General features: G+C 69.7%; 8 protein-coding genes. 6 read left to right on the top strand and 2 right to left on the bottom strand.

Annotated elements, in window-relative coordinates; genetic code table 11:
* Window positions 1–200: hypothetical protein (locus ABD256_RS41140; RefSeq protein WP_344431326.1), on the bottom strand; the 200-nt coding region annotated here is incomplete at its 3' end.
* Window positions 201–218: 18 nt separating this feature from the next.
* Here ABD256_RS41140 and ABD256_RS41135 point away from each other — a divergent pair.
* From ABD256_RS41135 to ABD256_RS41110, 6 genes are all read left to right on the top strand, one after another.
* Complete coding sequence (locus tag ABD256_RS41135; RefSeq protein ID WP_344431325.1) at window positions 219–10,289, top strand: hypothetical protein; 10,071 nt, start codon at window positions 219–221, stop codon at window positions 10,287–10,289.
* Window positions 10,290–10,346: 57 nt separating this feature from the next.
* Window positions 10,347–11,330, top strand: coding sequence for a hypothetical protein (locus tag ABD256_RS41130; RefSeq protein ID WP_344431323.1), 984 nt, complete (start codon window positions 10,347–10,349; stop codon window positions 11,328–11,330).
* Between the two features lie 111 nt (window positions 11,331–11,441).
* Window positions 11,442–12,074: a type VII secretion system-associated protein gene (locus tag ABD256_RS41125; RefSeq protein ID WP_344431321.1), complete on the top strand. Its 633-nt coding sequence runs from the start codon at window positions 11,442–11,444 to the stop codon at window positions 12,072–12,074.
* Window positions 12,071–13,468 carry a YrhB domain-containing protein gene (locus tag ABD256_RS41120; RefSeq protein WP_344431319.1) on the top strand — a complete coding sequence of 466 codons (1,398 nt, stop codon included), beginning with the start codon at window positions 12,071–12,073 and terminating at the stop codon, window positions 13,466–13,468. The genes ABD256_RS41125 and ABD256_RS41120 overlap by 4 nt, the downstream gene beginning before the upstream one ends.
* Window positions 13,469–13,490: 22 nt before the next feature.
* Window positions 13,491–14,906, top strand: coding sequence for a hypothetical protein (locus tag ABD256_RS41115; RefSeq protein ID WP_344431317.1), 1,416 nt, complete (start codon window positions 13,491–13,493; stop codon window positions 14,904–14,906).
* Window positions 14,890–15,411, top strand: coding sequence for a type VII secretion system-associated protein (locus tag ABD256_RS41110; RefSeq protein ID WP_344431315.1), 522 nt, complete (start codon window positions 14,890–14,892; stop codon window positions 15,409–15,411). The genes ABD256_RS41115 and ABD256_RS41110 overlap by 17 nt, the downstream gene beginning before the upstream one ends.
* A 9-nt stretch (window positions 15,412–15,420) precedes the next feature.
* Here the strand turns inward: ABD256_RS41110 and ABD256_RS41105 are convergent, their stop codons facing one another.
* Window positions 15,421–16,650, bottom strand: coding sequence for an alpha/beta hydrolase family protein (locus ABD256_RS41105; RefSeq protein ID WP_344431313.1), 1,230 nt, complete (start codon window positions 16,648–16,650; stop codon window positions 15,421–15,423).
* Between the last annotated feature and the right edge of the window lie 28 nt (window positions 16,651–16,678).

The following is a 16,678-nucleotide window of genomic DNA, read 5'->3' as shown; positions in this document are numbered from 1 at the left end:
TGTTCCGGTCCCGGTTCAGGGAAACCGGATTCGACACCATCCGGACGCAACTGAAAGAACAAGGGCCGCACGCACACGGCTTCGTCCTCGTCCAAGACGGCGAAGACACGGACCTGTTCAACGCGCACGTCGATCCCGACCGTGAAGTCCACTTCATCAGCGGCGAGAGCGGTCTTGAATTCGATCCGCCCGCCGATCACGGGCTGCGGGTGTGGTTCATGCCCACCGCCAAAGCACTCCCCGGCAGCACACCACCACACGACCACACCACCTACCAACCCTCCGAAATCACCGACACCACACCCAGCCACCCCACCACCCCCTCGCTGGCCGTGTCCGGTTTCGAGTCCGATCTGGAACGGAGCAACGCGCCACCCGCCGAGGACGGCGCGGCCGATCCGCTCACCGAAGAGGACACGGCATGGATCCACCGGATGGTCACCGGCTTGGAACAGCGTGCGGAGGACGTGTACCGGCGCGAAGGAAAACTCGACGAGCACCGGACGCAGGGGCCCCGGTTGTTCGGCAATACCGGCATTCCCCAGGTGCCCGACGCGCTGAACGTCGATCTGCGCGAGCTGACGCTGCGGCAGACGTGGGGGCTGCTCAAGCACGCGGACATGGTCGGCTCGGTTTTGCCCGACCGGCCGCTGACCACGGACGAACTCGACGAGGCGGGCCAGGAGGTCCGGATCCTGGAGTCGGCGTGGACCGATCGCGACCGGGCCGCCTTCGACGCGCTCCCGGAGCACGTTCGGACGAATACCCCGCTGCCCGATGCCAGGGAGATCGCGGCCGCGCAGTTCAACATCTGGCTTGGCGGACCCGTCGAAGGAGACTCGCGCACCGCGGCCTTCGTCGAGGGCGTCATCGCGACCCGGCGCCGGTTCAAGGGACCGATGGTCCTGTTCACCGATGTCCCCAGGCCGGAGATCGACCGTGCGCTGGCCGAGCCCGGTACGCGGGACGATCGGCTGGAAGCGGTATGGCGAATGGCGCAGTTCGCCACGCGACACGGTCTCTGGGTGGTCAACATCGACGAGTTCCCGCTGGGCAAGGTGTTTCCCGCCGCCGTTGGGCACACCCTGCTGGAACGCGCCCTGTCCGGCCCGAACGGCTACGTCCGGGCCAGTGACGACCTGAGGTGGATGCTGGGCTACCTGCTCGGAGCTCTCTACCTGGACGGCGACACCATCCTGCAGCGGCCGGACGTGTTCGAGCAGGTGCGCAAAGCCGCGGACGGCTGGGCCATGCTGGTCCTGGACGGCGAGGAGGAGAACGACACCGGTCAGATGATCAACAACGACGCCTTCGTCATGAGCAGGCGTCATCCGGCCGGGCTGCACGCCATGGCCGCGAAGGCGGAGCAGGCGGAAAAGACCCAGCTCGAGCTGTTCGGGTACCGCGATCTTGGCATTCCCGCCGACCTTTTCGACCGGAAGCCCGGCGGGAACGACCGATCGGACGAAGGGTCGGTGACCGGGTCCGACTGGTCGGACCGTTCACCGGACGAGTCCGACTGGGCGGACGAAGGTCCGGCGCAAGAGCCTTACTGGCAGGACCACGACTCGGTGCTCGACGGGGGAGGACCGGGTCTGCTGCACGGAATCCGGCGCGGCGTGGGCCCGATTCCACTGCTGTCCGCGGTGGGCGGCGGAGGTGCCCTGTCCTGGGTATCGCCTGCCGCCTCTTCGGCGGTGGAAAAGATCTCGCTATCGGATCACGAACGTTCGGCAGACCTGGTGGCGAAGGTCGCCGATGTGCTGATCCTCTATCTCTACCGGCGGCCGAACGACATCTACTACCCGGCCGTCCGCGACCTCGTCGCCCGGCACGAGAACCCCGAGCTGGTGCTGCTGGCGGCGACGAAGTTCATCGCGAGCGTCCCAGCGTTCCGCGCACGGGCGGTGTCGGTGACCAACGCCGAGTTCCGCAAGGGCGCGTGGCGGCCCGTGGCAGCGGGTGCGACGCTGCACCGGTTGTTCGACCTCTCCGATGACAGCTCGCTCACCTGGCGTGGTTACCGGGTCCAGCAGGCGAAGTTGAAGCGGCCGCCGGACGGGCTCGGCATTGGCGGCTGGCGGGACGCCTTGGGGCCGGTCGACACCGCTACCGCCCACGAGGGCGGTATCCCGGCCACGCTGGCTCGTTGGGGGGCGGCGGACCCGGGCAGCGCGTGGTGGCTGTCCGGTATTCCGGCGATGCGGCCGGTGGTGGAGTACCACCAGAACGTTCATCAGCGGCAGCGGGAAGCCGAAACCGGCGAACCCGTCCCCGCGGAGGAGGCGGAAGAAAACGTCACCGCCGCCGACTTCGAGCGGGTACCCGGTGGTGTGGACGCGCTGATCGTGGCCCTGTCCGGGAAACCCGGTGCTTCGGCGGTGGTGGCGGGCAAGCGGGACGGCAAGTGGTCTCGTGCCTGGAACCTGGTCGTCGACTCCGACGGCGGGGTCGGCCTGGTCGACGTGCTGCACGCGATGTGGCCGCACCACCGCATGGAAGCCGAACTGCGCGGCATGCTGTCCGGCTACGACGAGCTGCACGCCTCGGCGATCGATGCCACGGGCAGGCCGCTTCTGGCCGACCTCGACGGGGAACGGCCGCGATGGGACCGGCATTTCCTGCTCGGCACGGCCGCGCGGTTGCGGATCGCCGAGGCCGAGGACGGCCCGGCGGCCCAGGAACGGCGAGCGATCCAGGCGACGCGGCTGCGCTCGGTGTACCGGCAGTTGAACGCGGACGGCCGCCAGGTACTGATCGCGATCCGGTCCCTGCTGGGCGGGCTCGGTCTCGAGGAGGCCGTCGAAACCGTGATTCTGCACGCCTGGGGCGGTAACGAGGCGCTGAAGCACAGGCTGCCGTCCGGCCTTCCCTCCGATCCAGAGGAGTTCGTTCCGGCCGTGGCGAAAGCCATCGCGCTGGACGTGATCAGGTCGATGCGGGAAACGCCGTCGGAAGAGGAGGACCTCACGCGACGGCGGTTGCGGGAAAAGGCGGCGGAGACCGTGCGGACCGTGTTCGATCAGGGCACGCTGCGCGAGCATGGTCTGACCTGGGAGCCGCTTGCGATCGTCGCGGCGGACGCGGTACTCCGCGGCCAGGCGGAATCCGTGCGATCGGCGGTGGCGGCACTCGCCGAACTGCTCCAGGTCGAACTCCACGGCCCCGTGAAGGCCGCGCCATCGCCCGAGCAGAGCGCGACGACGGCCATCGACGGCCTTGAGCGGCCGCGAGCTGGTTGGACCGGCGACATCATCATGGCACGCGCGGAAACCCTGCGGTGGTCGTTTCCCCCCGAGACGTGGGATGCCGAGGCGGAATTCGATGTCCGGCAGGTCGTGGAGAACATGGTGGCGGACATGACGCCGGGTGTCCTCGGCGGTCGCGAATTCGTCGAAACCAAGCTGGGGCAGGTTGTCGCGCTGGCCGCGCACGAACTGTTCGCGGTGCATCGGCAACACCATGACACGGATGTCGCCGTCGCCGACGCGGCCGACCTGGTCCGGGAGCTCATCACGGATCTGGCGGGGTTGCCGAACCCCCGCCGCGTGAGCGCCGACGCCTTCGAGTTCCTGGACGACGCACGCGCGTGGATCGACATCAACGCCAACCACCTACGGCAGATCACGGCGCTCCTGCACCTGCCAGGAGCGCTGCGGCACCACCCCGACTACTCCGGTCTGTCCGCCTACGCCACCGCGGCCCTGTACAACTCGATGGAGACCTATCTCGAGTACACCTTCGAACCAACCGCGAAAAACTGGATGTACGGCGAAAAGATCGGCGTCCAACGCGCGTTCGGCATCGCGGCGTTCGAGGAGTACGACGCCGCGGAACAGAGCCTTCTCGATGTCGCCGACGGCTTGGACGTCCGCCAGTCGGGCCTCGCCGTGGTGAAGCAGCGCAACGGGTCCGACCATTTCCTCGGCGTCTGGAAGACCGGGCGCGGGCAGGTGCGGGTACTCGACGCCACGACCGGGCTGCCCGCCGCACTGCCCACCGGCAAGTACGAGTTCGGCCGCATAGACCAGGGCAAGCTGCGCGACGGGCTCGTGAGGATGCCCTCACTCCGGCCCGGCAGCAACCTCGACCGGGATCCGCAGCGGCTCATCAAACAGCTCGCCGACCGGCCCCGGCCGCAGCGAGAGAGCAGGCCGCGAATGCTCGGTGGCGCGCCCCGGAGTGTTCCGGCGAACAAGCCGGACCGCGATGCCGAGGCGGCGTTCACCGCGTTGCCCGAAGAGCAGCGGCTGGCCGCGTCGCGACTGGTCTCGGCATTGTTCGAGAACGTGTCCGATTTGGACGAAGCGTTGGTCCTCGCGCACGCCGTCCGGCTGGCCGAGTGGGCGGCGGAGCCGGGTGACATAGCGGAATTCCTGGCTGTCTGGAACGCTCCGGACCTCGCCGCACTACGCGCGCGGGCGCAGGAAAGGCGTGCCGCGCATGCGCCCGCCGCCACGACGGCCATCGACGCCTTCCGGGACTTTTCGGCGCTGCGCAAGGCGCTTGCGGACGCATCGGAGACCGAGTCCGAAGTAGACACCATGGCGGTCGAGAAGCTGTTCGACATCTCTCCGCGCAGCTTGCGGGAGCGGGACCTGCTTCTTGACCTGGTGAATCTTGTGGCGCGGTCGTACGTCGATCCGCACACACCGGATGCGGGGGAGATGATCGCCGATCTTCGGGACCAGTTCCGGAAACTGCGCGATGATGTCGACCTGTCGCAGCCGGTCGCCGTGGAACGGGCGCTGCGCGCGCAGCTTGCCGCTCCTTTCGCCCAGGCGAAAGCATTCCTCGATGGCCTTCCCGATCCTGAGCGGAGGACGGCCCTTCGGCTCGTCGGCGATGACCTGCCGAGCGACGGCCGTTCCTTCGCCGTGTCCGCGGCACGGGTGGTACACGCCGCGCGCCTGTACCAATGGCACTCCGGTACCGACGCCTCGGAACGGGCGCTGCGAGAGCTGCTGGCCGACCCGGTCACCCGGAACGTGCGGACCTTGCTCGATTCGCGCGTGCTCGCACGCGCGAGTTCCCACGTCGAGGCGATCGAGCGGTCGGCGAGCTGGCGTTCGATCGTGCGGAACGCCGCGAGTGACCTGGGCGAGTCCGACTTCGGCGAGGCGGCCTACAGACGCACGGCGGCCGACGAGTCGCTGTCTCGCGCGGTGCGGCGGGCGAAGCTGCCCGGCGACCTGGCACGGCGGTGGCTGCGCGCGCGGCCGGTGCTGGTGGATCTCCTGGCCGTCGAGCTGTCCCGGATCGGCGAGGTGACACCCGACCTGCACTTTCAGGAGATCTCGCGTCGGACCACTCTCCTCGTCGAAAACCGCCAGCTGAGGCAGATGAAGAACGTGGAGACCGCGCGTGCCTGGCTGGACGCGTTCGAGCCGGACGCCGAGCACGAACACGCCCTGGCACGACTGGCCCTGTACCAACTCGATATTCCCGCCGCGACCCGTACCAAGGCCGAGGAACTGCTCGGCGGCCCTTTCTCCGACGGTCCGTCGGCGCGCTTGCTGACACCGATGATCGGCGTCGTCGCTTCCTGGCTGCACAACGACGTGGTGGAGAATGGCATGGCGGAGAAAAAGGTCGCGGACCGCGCCAGCCGGTTGCGTGCGGAGGCGAGTGCCGTGGGCAGCCTTCGCAATCCCCCGGCCGCGGTGCGGCTGAGCGAGATCGCGGAGGTGACGAAAACCGGCTACCGGCCGATGGTTCTGGCGAGGAGAAGGAGGCCGGTACCGGACATAGCCAAGATCCACGCGCTGCGCGAGCGGTGGCACGGCGAACTCGATGAGCTGTGGAAACTCGTGGGTGGGAAATGGGCCGGTCACCCCGCGAACCGGCGGGAGGGATTGGTCCAGCGGTTCGGCACCGCGCTCTTCGGCGAGCTGGACCTCCCGGACGGGCCCGCCAGGGAGCTCGTCGAGGATCTGTTCGTGGCGCATCTGTACTACGACAACTGGGACCATCCGTTGCTGGGCGGCCTGCGGACCGGTGCCGAGGAAATCCTCGGCCCGGACCTGCCGGGACGGACCGATACCGACGAACTCCTCGCCTTGTTCTGGAAGGTGCCCTGGTGGGTCACCGAGTTCGAACGGTCCGGTGCCGGTGTCGCGCATCGGATGCGCGATGCCGAAGAACTCCTGGACCTGCCACCGCTGCCCGAACTGGAAGAGGAAACGCTGGATCGGGTGAAATACCTGCGTTCGAGGATGACGGTGACCATGGCGCACGCTCTCCTGCGTACCGGGAAGCGCCCGGGAGTGGCGGCCTCCGACGACTCGGAACAGCGGGAAATGGCGAACTACCTTCGGGAATCGGTGTATGAAAAATTCCTGTCCGCAGGAGCATCAGAGGTCGGTCTTCAGCGGGTTCTCGGGCGGTATTGGGCAAGCGTCCAGGAAGTGGAGAACGCGTATGCATGGCATACCCGAGGCGGTGACGAGAGTCGCCGCGTCAACGGCTTCAAGGCGATCAGCCTGGCGCCGGGAGCGGGTCGTAGCGACCTGGAGCGGTTGCTGCTTCAGGACTTCGCGGAGGCTGTCGGCTATCGGCTGGAGCTGGCCAAGGGCTTCCGGGAGGTAGCCGCCCGGCGAGCGAGGACCGCCGCCACGGCACTGCTCGGCACCGCGCCTCCTTGGCTGGCTGATCTGCTGGTGCTTCACCTAAGCGGCTCCCGGCCGTCGGATGCCGAGTTGCGGAAGGTGCTCACGGCGGTGGCGGAAGCAGAGCAGGGGCAGTTCGAGGAATGGCGCGTCAAGGGAACGGAGTGGCTCGGCCGATCGGGCGAGCCGTGGGACCGGGGTGGACGGTCCGGTGCCAAGGATTGGTTCGCGGCGGTACTGGGGAACCTCCTCTCGGTACGGGCTCCAGCGCTGACCGCTCCCGCGCGACTCGGCACGACGCGTGAACTGGTGTCGTCACTGGAGGCGTGGGACTGGGCGGGGTCGCTGATGCGGTGGGCGGCCCCGGGCGCGGTCGCGCACCTTCAGAAAGGGATCGCGGCCCTCGGGAAGGCGGACGGTGCGACGCGACGACGCTGGCAGGAGGCCGGGGAGGATTTGCTCGGCCCGCGTCGGCACGAGGTGTACCCGCGCGCGGCCGAGCTGATCGGTTTCCTGGCACTGAACTACCCGGGCAAGGCACACGTCGATCACTTGATCAGTGAGTTTCGAGCAGAGATGCGCGCTTTGCGGAATCATTTCACCCTCGGGCGCAATATCGGACACGCGTTGTTCGGGTCGGTCAGGGAATCCATGGAGGTCGACGACGACGCGAGTTCTTCTGCGGATTCCAGCGAAAACGAAGGCGAAACCGAAGAAGAGCCGGATTCGGAGACCGAGAGCGGCGCGGGTTCGGACCTCGGTGAGGATGAGGACACGGGTGGCGCGACGACCCAAGAGGAGGTGGACACCGCTCCTTCGGCCGATCCGCTGGAAACGCTCGCCGAGCTGGCCGCGGAAGCGCGTTCGCGGCTGAAGGAATTGTCTTCGGCGAATATGATGGACCTGTGGATTCGTGCGGCCACCGTGCTTGGGCCGCTCCGGGAAACCGATTTCGGGGATCCGGGTTTGCCACATCGCGCCGAGCGCTACGGGGACCTTCGCGATTTCGTGGCGGACCTGCTGAATTCCCCGGATCACTCGCTTGTCGAGCAGAAATGGGACGTCAGGGAGCCGCTCTGGTCCTCGCTGGAAGAGTGGTTCAACGACGCTGTGGATCAACGCGTCCGGATCACCGGGGGCTGGCGTCGGGCATCCCGACGCTGGCAGTGGGGCCGCTCGCTCGCCGAACTGGAGACGCGTCGGCGGAAGGACTTCGAACGCGGTGCCGAGTACCTTCGTGCGGCAGTCGAGCGGGGTGAGGAGCCGGATCTCGCGGACGCGGCCGGGCTGCTCGACGAACGCCCGGCACCCGACCCCCGGCTCGGTCCACTGGCGATCGACCAGGCACGCGTGTGGCGGCTGATGGAGGCGGCGGTCGCCGAGGCACGCGCCGATCCGGAGAGACCGGCCCGCGAGCTGATCAGCGCATTGCCGGAATTCGATGCGCGGGCGGTGCCGGAAGCCAGGCGCAGCCTGGCGGCTATAGCCGACCAGGAAGGCGAGAACGTACGCGCGGAGCTGCTTGACCGAGCGGCGGGACTGATCGGCGCGCACGCGGAGGTCGGCGAGGACGTCCGCGAAGATTTCGTCACGGTGGTCGCGGCGGCGCTGGATCCGCGTCGCGCGGAGATCTTGGCCGGCGAACTGCGAGTCGAGTTCGAAGAGATGCGGGGAAGTCCGGAGGACCTCGACCGCTACGCCGCTTACCGGCGCGAATTCTCGGCCCAGCTGTCCGAGGACCAGGAGCAACTCGATCAGCGGGCCGCGTCGCAGCCGAACGGCTGGGGAATCGTGAACGGCCTGCTTGCGAACGCGGAACTGTTGCTTCCAAGAGCCGCCCCGAATCCCTCGTGGTCGTCCGCCCCCCTGGCCAGTGTGCGCCGCGGCCTGGTCAGCCGTATCGCGGTCCTGCTCAGCCGGATCCCGCACGCCGAGGACCTGATGAGTGCCGGTTACGCGGTTTGGGAGGATGAGACGCTGGCGAGAATGCTCATGTTGACCGAGACCATGTGGACGACGCACAAGTACGGCGAGGTGCCGCTTCCCCCCGCCGAGTCCTTCGACACCTCGGCGGAGGGGCCCGCCCTGCGCCGTGCGCAGGCCGGGTTCACGGCCGCCGAGCAGCACCTCGCGGCTAGTGTTGCGGAGTTCCAGCAACACCTCGAGGAAGCTGTGCGGCGGGAAACGGTGGACGTCACCGACGAAGACCTTCACGCGAGGCTCTACAACGAGGCCTTTGGCCGGGTGCTGAGGCACGCGTCTTCGACCGGCCTGGACGGCAACACGGGCGAGGTGCGGAACGGCGTGTGGTGGCGGGTCGGGATCGACGAGGACACGGCGTACGAATTGCGGTGCCGGATGGCGAGCGTCATCCTCCCCGACGTCGTGCGACTGCATGACCTCGAATCGAGTTCCGACCCGGCCGCCGTTGTCGAAGCCCAGCGTGCCGCGCTCGAGGTGCAGATCACCGATCGGCTGCGGGCGATGCACCGGGACACGGCGGGTGTCTGGCACTGGGGTTTCGACGACCTGGTTCACCACCAGTGGGCCTGGGAAAACACCTACCCGGGCTCGCGAGGAGGGTACGGTGTCCCGCGGTACGGCCCATCGGACGTTCCCGCCTACCCGGCTCGGCGAACAGCGGAAGCGAATCCTGGCGCGTCGTCGCCGGACGAAGGTACGCGGCACGAGTCACGGTGGTCGGACGCGATCATCGAGGCCGCTCGATCACTCGGAGGGAATCCCCGGGATGCGGATCGGTGGCGCGCGCGAGCACGCGAAGTAATCGGTTCGGCCCTGCCGGGCGGCGACCATTCGCTGTACCAGGGTTTTGTCGATGTCGTCGCCGACGCGGGACGTGCCGGAGCCGCGGCGGGCGACGGGAACGCTGGGGCGAAAGCCATGGAAGCGGCCGTGGTCGCGATTCTGCTCGACCTCCTGCTCGGTGACGAGCTCGGAAACGCGGGAGACGTGAGCGGGCTGTGGTCTCGCGTGCTGCATTGGCATGCGGAGGCACTGAGGACCGTGCCGGAGGAGGCCGCGACGCACTGGCGGCACGAGGTGCTCCCGGCGCTGGTGACGATGACATCCGATCGCCCGCGCGAGGATGACGTGCGCCGCCGCGGCGCGGTCCGGCACCTTTTCCTCGACGCACTGGCACATCTGGCCTATCAGGACAGTGGTTCGGACCTCCCGCTCGATCGGGCACGAAGGGTGTTCTCCATGATCGATCGGCTCGACCTCGCCGATCACGTGACGTTCGCCGAGCCCGGCGAGCACGGTGACGCCGCGCAGCGCGCGGTGGACGGGTTGTTCGCCAACGCGGCGCTGGACGTCAGTGACCACGACGGCCCCGTGCTGAGCCCGGACAGCGGGGAAGCACTCGCGGTGACCGCGACCGCCGCGAGCTTCGCACTGCGGAAGTTCGGCAAGGGCGAGGTGCGGAAGCTGGGTGCTCTGGCGGAGGACATCATCCTCATGGCCTTCGGCGTCGCCGATCAGCGCCCCGGCTACCTGACGGACGTCAAGTTGGTGGTCTCCGAGCAGATCGCCCGTGCCGTGCTCCGAAGCGGGCGAGCGGTGGATGACAAGAATCTCGACCTGACCGATGCCCGTCGTGCCGCCAGCCTCTGGCGGGTGCGTTCGCGGCGTTTTCCCCCCGAAGGGACGATGGCCACGTGACGTGGCCCAGTATGTGACTGTCCATTGAGGAATATCGTCGAAGAACGGAGCTGGACCGTGGTTCTCGTCGTGGACCAGATGCACGAAGTGCTGCTCGGGCTCGCGGGCCGCGTCCCGGACGAGTTCCTCGCGTCGGCGCGAGGGCGGCTCGCCGACGGCGCGGCCGAGGAGGTCGCGGCCGTGGTCACCCACGAGCTGGCCGGGCTCGGGCAGCCGATGACCACCGCGCAGGCGGCCGTGCTGGCCGAGCTCGTGAGCGGGTCCGACGCCCGCGTGTTCACCGCCGTCCCGATCGTCGACGAAGAGCCCGCACCGGTGTGGTCGTTCACCAGGAACGGCGAGCCGCGGGACTGCGGGACCACCACCGACGCGCTGGTCGAGTCGCTGGCCGCCACCCCGGCCGCGCGGGGGCTCTGGCTGGCCTGGCGGACACCGTTGGGCGGCGGAGAAGCGCCCGTGCCGGTGTACGTGGTGACCACCGACGGCAGTGACCTCCTCGACCTCCCCGACCTCCCCGGGCTGGCGGCCGCGTTGCAGCGGGCACTGGCCGGGCAGCCGGGAGTTCCGAGGATCGAGGTCGTCGGACCGGGTGAGGTTCCCGGGTACCAGCGGGCAGCGCGGGCGTACGGCACGCTCGTCTGGGCGTCCACCGAGCCTCCCGAGCTGTTCGTGGCCAGGGTTTTCGACCGGATCGACCCGGATCGGGGCCCGCTGTTCGACGACGACCACGCGCGGATCTCCGATCCCGGCGAACGGGCCAGGGTACTGGTCTACCTGCGCGCGGGGGAGCCGCTGATGAGCACGGACGCCGCACTGGTGGACGTGGTCGAGCCCCGGCGCGGCCAGGTGGTGCCGACCAGCTACCGCACCGACGGCGTCTGGCTGTGGCCGGACGCGGTCACCTACTACCTCGAGCAGTACGGCTTGGCACCGGACGAGGGGCTCCTCGAGCACATCAGGACAGCCGGGCAGGTCCCGGAAAAGCCGGACGCGGTGGGGCTCGACCGCGCGCTGCGGCACTTGCTCGACCTGTCGGCCTGACCTGTGTACGAGGGTGCCCTGCTGAGTCCACTTAGGGGCAGTCCTGGCTCGGTGGGCGCGTTCCGGCCCGAATAATCGGGAGTGACCGTGCACCAAGGCTTCAGGAGCACCATGACCGCGCAGACCGACACCGGATCGGAGCAGGACAGCGGCCACTGGTACCTGCTGATGGACCCGCACTGGACCCCGGCGGAAGAGGACGAGCCGCCGCCGATCGAGGCGGTCGCCGGGGCGTGGCCGGTCGAAGAGGACGACGAGGTCGGGGTGTTCCAGCCCAACCCCGACTACCAGCCGGTCGACGAGACCCTGCCGACCGACCCGGTCGACGCGCTGCTGCGCGAGCTGGCCGAAGGGGACGCCGAACCGGAGCACGTGCGGGCGCTGCTGCGGCAGAGCCTGGTCTTCCAGGCGATGAACGGTGACGGGCGGCCACTGGTGATACCCGCTCCTGACGACGCGCCCTGCGTGGTGGTGGCCACCGCGGCGCCGCACGTGGCGCGGGTCTTCGCGCCGGCATGGCGCCGGGTCGACTACGCCGGGTTCGTCGACGAGCTCCCGGACGGCATCGACGTGCTGCTCAACCCGGAGGGCCCCGCGGCGGCGCGGCTGACCGGCACCTTCGTCCGCGAGGACGCGGAAGCCGACGAACGGTTCCTCGCCGAGTACGAACCCGGCGACGACAGCAAGCTCTACGTCATGCCCTGGAACGCGGGCGCTCCGGGACCGGACGCGGCGCGATCATGAGCGACGAACAGCGGCGCGCCCGCGAATGGCTGCACCGCACCTACGGTGACCGCGTCGTGCTGGCCGACGACGAACCGGCCTACTCCGGCGAGCGATCGCTCTTCTTCTCCTGCCGCTACCACGACAGCTCGGAGCCGATGCTCGCCGCCACGATCTGCGTGCCGCGCGACGACTCGGACCCGTTTCCCGTGGCCAACGGCGATCCGTTCGACGAGGAGTTCAACCTCAGCGGCGAGCGGGGTGCGGCGCGCTGGCGGCTGAACGCCCGCAACTGCATGGTGGCGTCGGACGCGGTACTGAGCGGGCACGCGGCCAGCGCGTTGCCGTGGCATCCGGACGACGAAGCGCCGGGCTGGTGGGACCGGATGCTGGCGACGCACTTCCCCGGTGCCGAAACCGATACGTGCGCCGACTGGGAGCAGGCGGCGAAGACGATCGAGGAGGGGGGTCCCGGCACGCGTGGTGTCGTATGGCTGCGTCGGCGGCTCGACGGTCACGACCTGACCGGGCATCTGCTCTACGCGGACTACGGGGACGACGGTGTGGTCTTCCTCGACGCGCAGCGCGGCGTCTATGCCGACATCGACGACGACACGGCCGACGAACTCGTCGTCGCGCGGTTCGCCGGGGGGCCACCCGTTCCCTCGGTCGCGATGCCGTGGGAAATGGCCGCCGAGGACTTGCCTGCGGCGGTGCGGAAAGCCGAGCACTGGCTCGCCGGTACCTACGCCGAAGCCGTCCAGCTCGTCGACCCGGAGCCGGAGGACGAGCTCGCCCGAGGCTGGCTGTTCGCGATCACCACCCGCCGGTTCACCGAAACCGGAGACTGGCGCGACCAGATGCTGGACGCCGCACTGGTGGTGCCGAAGGCGGGGGGTGAGGCGCCGTTCGGGCTGCCGAACCGCGACCCGTGGCACTGGCTGGACGAGTGGGACGCCGGGGTTCCCGGGCTGCCGGGTACGCCCGCGCCGGGCGAAGCCGCGTGGTTCGCGCCCGCCGTGGCACAGCTCGGCGAGGTCGAAGACGTCCGGGCCCAGCCGAACTGGGTGGACGCCCTGGAATGGATCTCCGGTTTCCCGGCGGAGACGCGGTGCCTGATCTGGGTGCGCCGCCGGGACGAGCGGGGCAGGGAAACCGTCGGCCATCTGCTGTGGGCGGTTCCCGACGCGGAGGGTGTCCGGTTGGTCGACCCGATGTCCGACGACGGTGAGCCGCTCATCGACCCCGATCCGTTCGAGTTGCGGGTCATCCGAATGGCCGCGCCGGTGGCCGAAACCGTGCCGCGGGCGGACACGGACGGCGAAGGCGTGCCGGTCACGTCGCCACCGGAGGCGGAAAGCGGGTTCTGGGACGACGACGCCATCCAGAACCCGTCCGTACGCCGCGAGAACTGACGCGCGACCCGAGGGGAATCCGATGTCCTTGCTGACCAGGCTCCGCCGGTTCTCGCACACCGGGAAGGGCGGCGGTGTAACGGAAATCGGCGACGTGGCCGTGGTGCACGCCGGAGACGGCGGCACCGGGGAAGCCCGTGCGCTCGCCGCGGCACTCCCGGCCGATCCGGCGCACCAGGTGGTGGTGGCGGATCTGCCGTGCGAGTCCCCGGTCGAGGTTTGGGAAGCCGTCGCGGCCGCGGTGCCCCGGGATCACCGGCCCGTCCGCCTGATCCCCGGACGGCAGCCCCTCGAGATCGGCGCGACGGTGCCGCCTTGGTTCGCACAGCGGCTCGGCCGCCCCGTGCTGGCCGCGTACGGGCGCGTGCACCACGGCGCCGGGGGCGCGTTGTTCGTGCATTCCGGGCCGCGCACCGGGTGGGGCTGGTTCCAGCCCGGCCAGGCCCCGGAGTGGGCGGCGAAGCGTTTTCCGAGCCCGGCTTGGGAATCGCCCGCGCTGGCGGAAGTCGTGGCGGCGGGTGCGGGCGCGGTGGCCGAACCGGTGCCCGCCGGGATGTGGATCCATCCGCCCGGCCCTGGCGAGCGGTTCGCCCGCGAGCGCGCCCGGCTGGCCAGCGCCCTGCCCTGCCAGCAGGAGACGCCCGTGTTCGTGCTGGGCAGCGACGAGGTTCCCGGTCTGGAGCTGGGTGATGTCGCGGCGTTCTGGCGGGCACTGCCTCCCGAAGTGCGCGGCAAGGCTTGGTTCGCGGTGATCGGTGGGGTGGTGGTGCCGGGGGGAGGCGCGGCCGGTCCGGCGCTGGCGGCCGCGATCGGCGCGGAAGTGTCGTGCTACAACGGAATCCCGCTCGGGTCACCGGACTCGCCCGCGGTGCTGGCTCCGCGGCGGGACGGCGGGCGGGGCTGGTACCCCTTCGCGCGGGGCCTCGCGTATAGGCCGGGGGACACCCGGCCCCGGCTGCGTGGTCATCGCGCGCCCATCGGGGGCCTTCCCGAGATCGCGCCCGGTGTCTACCGGTACGCGCCGGATGTGGCGATCGAGATCGTCCAAGCCGGACTGTGGGTGCGGCCGCTCGAAAACACCGGGGCCGGCACCGCGTGGTCGGTCCCGCTCGACCCCGCGTGCGCGGTGGTGTTGTACGAGACCACCGTCCAGGAAAAAGCCGAACGGATGCACGGCGTCGCCCAGGAACTGGTCAGGCGCCTGGAGACCCCGGCGCGGACCGTGCCCACCGCGGTTCCCCCGATGCCTCCGGCCGCGGAGCCCGAGCCGGAGGAGAAGGAGGAAGCGGTGGCCGACGACGCCGCGGACACCGGGTTGCCGTTGCTATCCCGGTTGCTGGAAACCACGGTGATGGCCGTGCCGGTCCGGCCGTCCGGGCCACCGCTGTCCGGCCTGTCGGCACGGCTGGAAGGGCTCACCGATGAGCGAGGCCACTGAGCAGGCGCGAGTGTGGGCACTGGTCGATCCCGGGTGGACGGCGACCGACGAGGTTCCCGAGCCGCCGATCGAGGCACTGGTCGGTGCCTGGCCACTGGCACCGGACGGCGGTCGTGGCCTGTTCCAGCCGAACCCGGGCTATCGTCCGTCCACACCGGACTCGCCGCTCGACCCGGTGGACGCGGTGATCGGCGCGATCGCCCGCGATGAAGCCGATGCCGAGCAGCTGCCTGCCCTGCTGAGGGAGGTCACCTTCGGGGTCGCGGTGGACGATCAGGGTGTCGTGATCGTGCGTCCCGCACCCGATGGCGTGCCCTCGGCTCTGGTGACGACTTCCCACGGCCACCGCGATCGGGTGGCCGCGGCCGGTTGGCTGACCGTGTCACTGGCGGAACTGGCCGACGCCCTGCCGGACCAGGGCGTCGACGTCCTGCTCAATCCCGGGGCGCCGAATTCCTTGCGGCTGCTCGCCGACGCCGTCCGCGCCACGGCCGCGGGCGGCTGAAAACACCTCCTAGCTGGCCGGGGACTGGACGCGCAGGGTGTCGTCCAGCCAGTCGTAGATGCGGGCGAAGGCCAGGCGCTGGGCCCCGGACTGGCAGTGCGCGCCGGCGCCTTCTTCCTCGGTGAACGCGAGCAGGGTCTTGGGGCAGGTCAAGTGGTCGTAGAGCTGCTGGGGCTGCCCGGCGAAGAACAGGTCCTCGGCGGCTTCGCAAACCAGGGTGGGGCACTGGATCTTCTCGGCGACGCCATCGCCGAGGCGGTAGTCCAGGAGTGCGGCGCCGAAAGCGCGGGGGGTGCCGGCGCCCATCGCCCACATGCCCTGGTTCATCGCCCAGCGCGCGACCGGGCTGGCGGCCATCGCCCGGTCGAACTCGGCGTCGAGTTCGGGGTCGGAGGCCGCACGCAGGCGCCGTTCGAACTCGGCACGGTCGCCGGTCGCGGAGCTGGTCACGATCGAACTCACGTCGTAGACGCCGTCGAGGGCGATCACGGCGGCCAGCCGGTGCTCGAAGGCGGCGGCCCGTGGCGCGAGCATTCCGCCCATGCTGAGGCCGAGCAGCCCGATGCGGTCGGCGTCGACCTCCGGCAGGGTCAGCGCGAAGTCGATGACCGGGCCGACCACGTTCTCCCAGTCCGGCCGGAAAACCAGCCCGTCGCGATGCCGGGGCCCTGGCTGTCCCGGCCCGTCGAAGACCAGGACGGTGTAACCGCGCTCCACGGCAGCCATGGCGCCGAAGAAGTGCATTTCCTCCGCCGTGCCGTCGAAGCCGTTGTGCATGATCAGGGTCGGTCGCGGGCCGCCGGTGGTGCCGGCGCGGTAGAGGTAGCCGGGGAGGGTGGTGTCCTCGTAGGGAATGCGGACCGGCTCGATCCGCGGGGTGAACAGCGCCGCCGCCTGCTCGAAGCACTCGACGCTGCGGTGGTAGGCGTGGTCGTGACGAGGGTCGGGCGGGTTGCCGTGCAGGTAGAACTCCGCCGACCGGTAGTAGTTCGACGCCCGCAGGAAGCCGTCCCTGGCACTGATCGAATGGCCGGCCGCCAAGGCCCGCCCGGCTTCGCCGGACACCCGGTCGGCGGTGGCGAGCCACTCGTCGTGCCAGCTTTCGTAGTCGCCCTCGGCGATACGCGAGCTCGTCGAGACGACCTCGCCGAAGTCGGCGCCACCGTAGGCGATGTGACCGAACGTCCGCACGGTCTCGTACCAGAACGGGGGGTCGTTCGGGAACAGCAGCTGCTTCATCGGTACTCCTTCTGACCACGGGGCAATT

This window comes from Amycolatopsis minnesotensis (genome assembly GCF_039529815.1).
Lineage (GTDB): Bacteria > Actinomycetota > Actinomycetes > Mycobacteriales > Pseudonocardiaceae > Amycolatopsis > Amycolatopsis minnesotensis.
Note: the sequence above shows the minus strand (reverse complement) of the source record. Positions and strands in the feature narration are given on the sequence as shown.

Bases quoted from the DNA above. Each gene is read 5' to 3' on its own strand.
- ABD256_RS41110 (WP_344431315.1), top strand. From the start codon at position 14,890: ATGAGCGAGGCCACTGAGCAGGCGCGAGTGTGGGCACTGGTCGATCCC.
- ABD256_RS41120 (WP_344431319.1), top strand. From the start codon at position 12,071: ATGAGCGACGAACAGCGGCGCGCCCGCGAATGGCTGCACCGCACCTAC.
- ABD256_RS41135 (WP_344431325.1), top strand. From the start codon at position 219: ATGCCCACCGCCAAAGCACTCCCCGGCAGCACACCACCACACGACCAC.
- ABD256_RS41125 (WP_344431321.1), top strand. From the start codon at position 11,442: ATGACCGCGCAGACCGACACCGGATCGGAGCAGGACAGCGGCCACTGG.
- ABD256_RS41105 (WP_344431313.1), bottom strand. From the start codon at position 16,650: ATGAAGCAGCTGCTGTTCCCGAACGACCCCCCGTTCTGGTACGAGACC.
- ABD256_RS41115 (WP_344431317.1), top strand. From the start codon at position 13,491: ATGTCCTTGCTGACCAGGCTCCGCCGGTTCTCGCACACCGGGAAGGGC.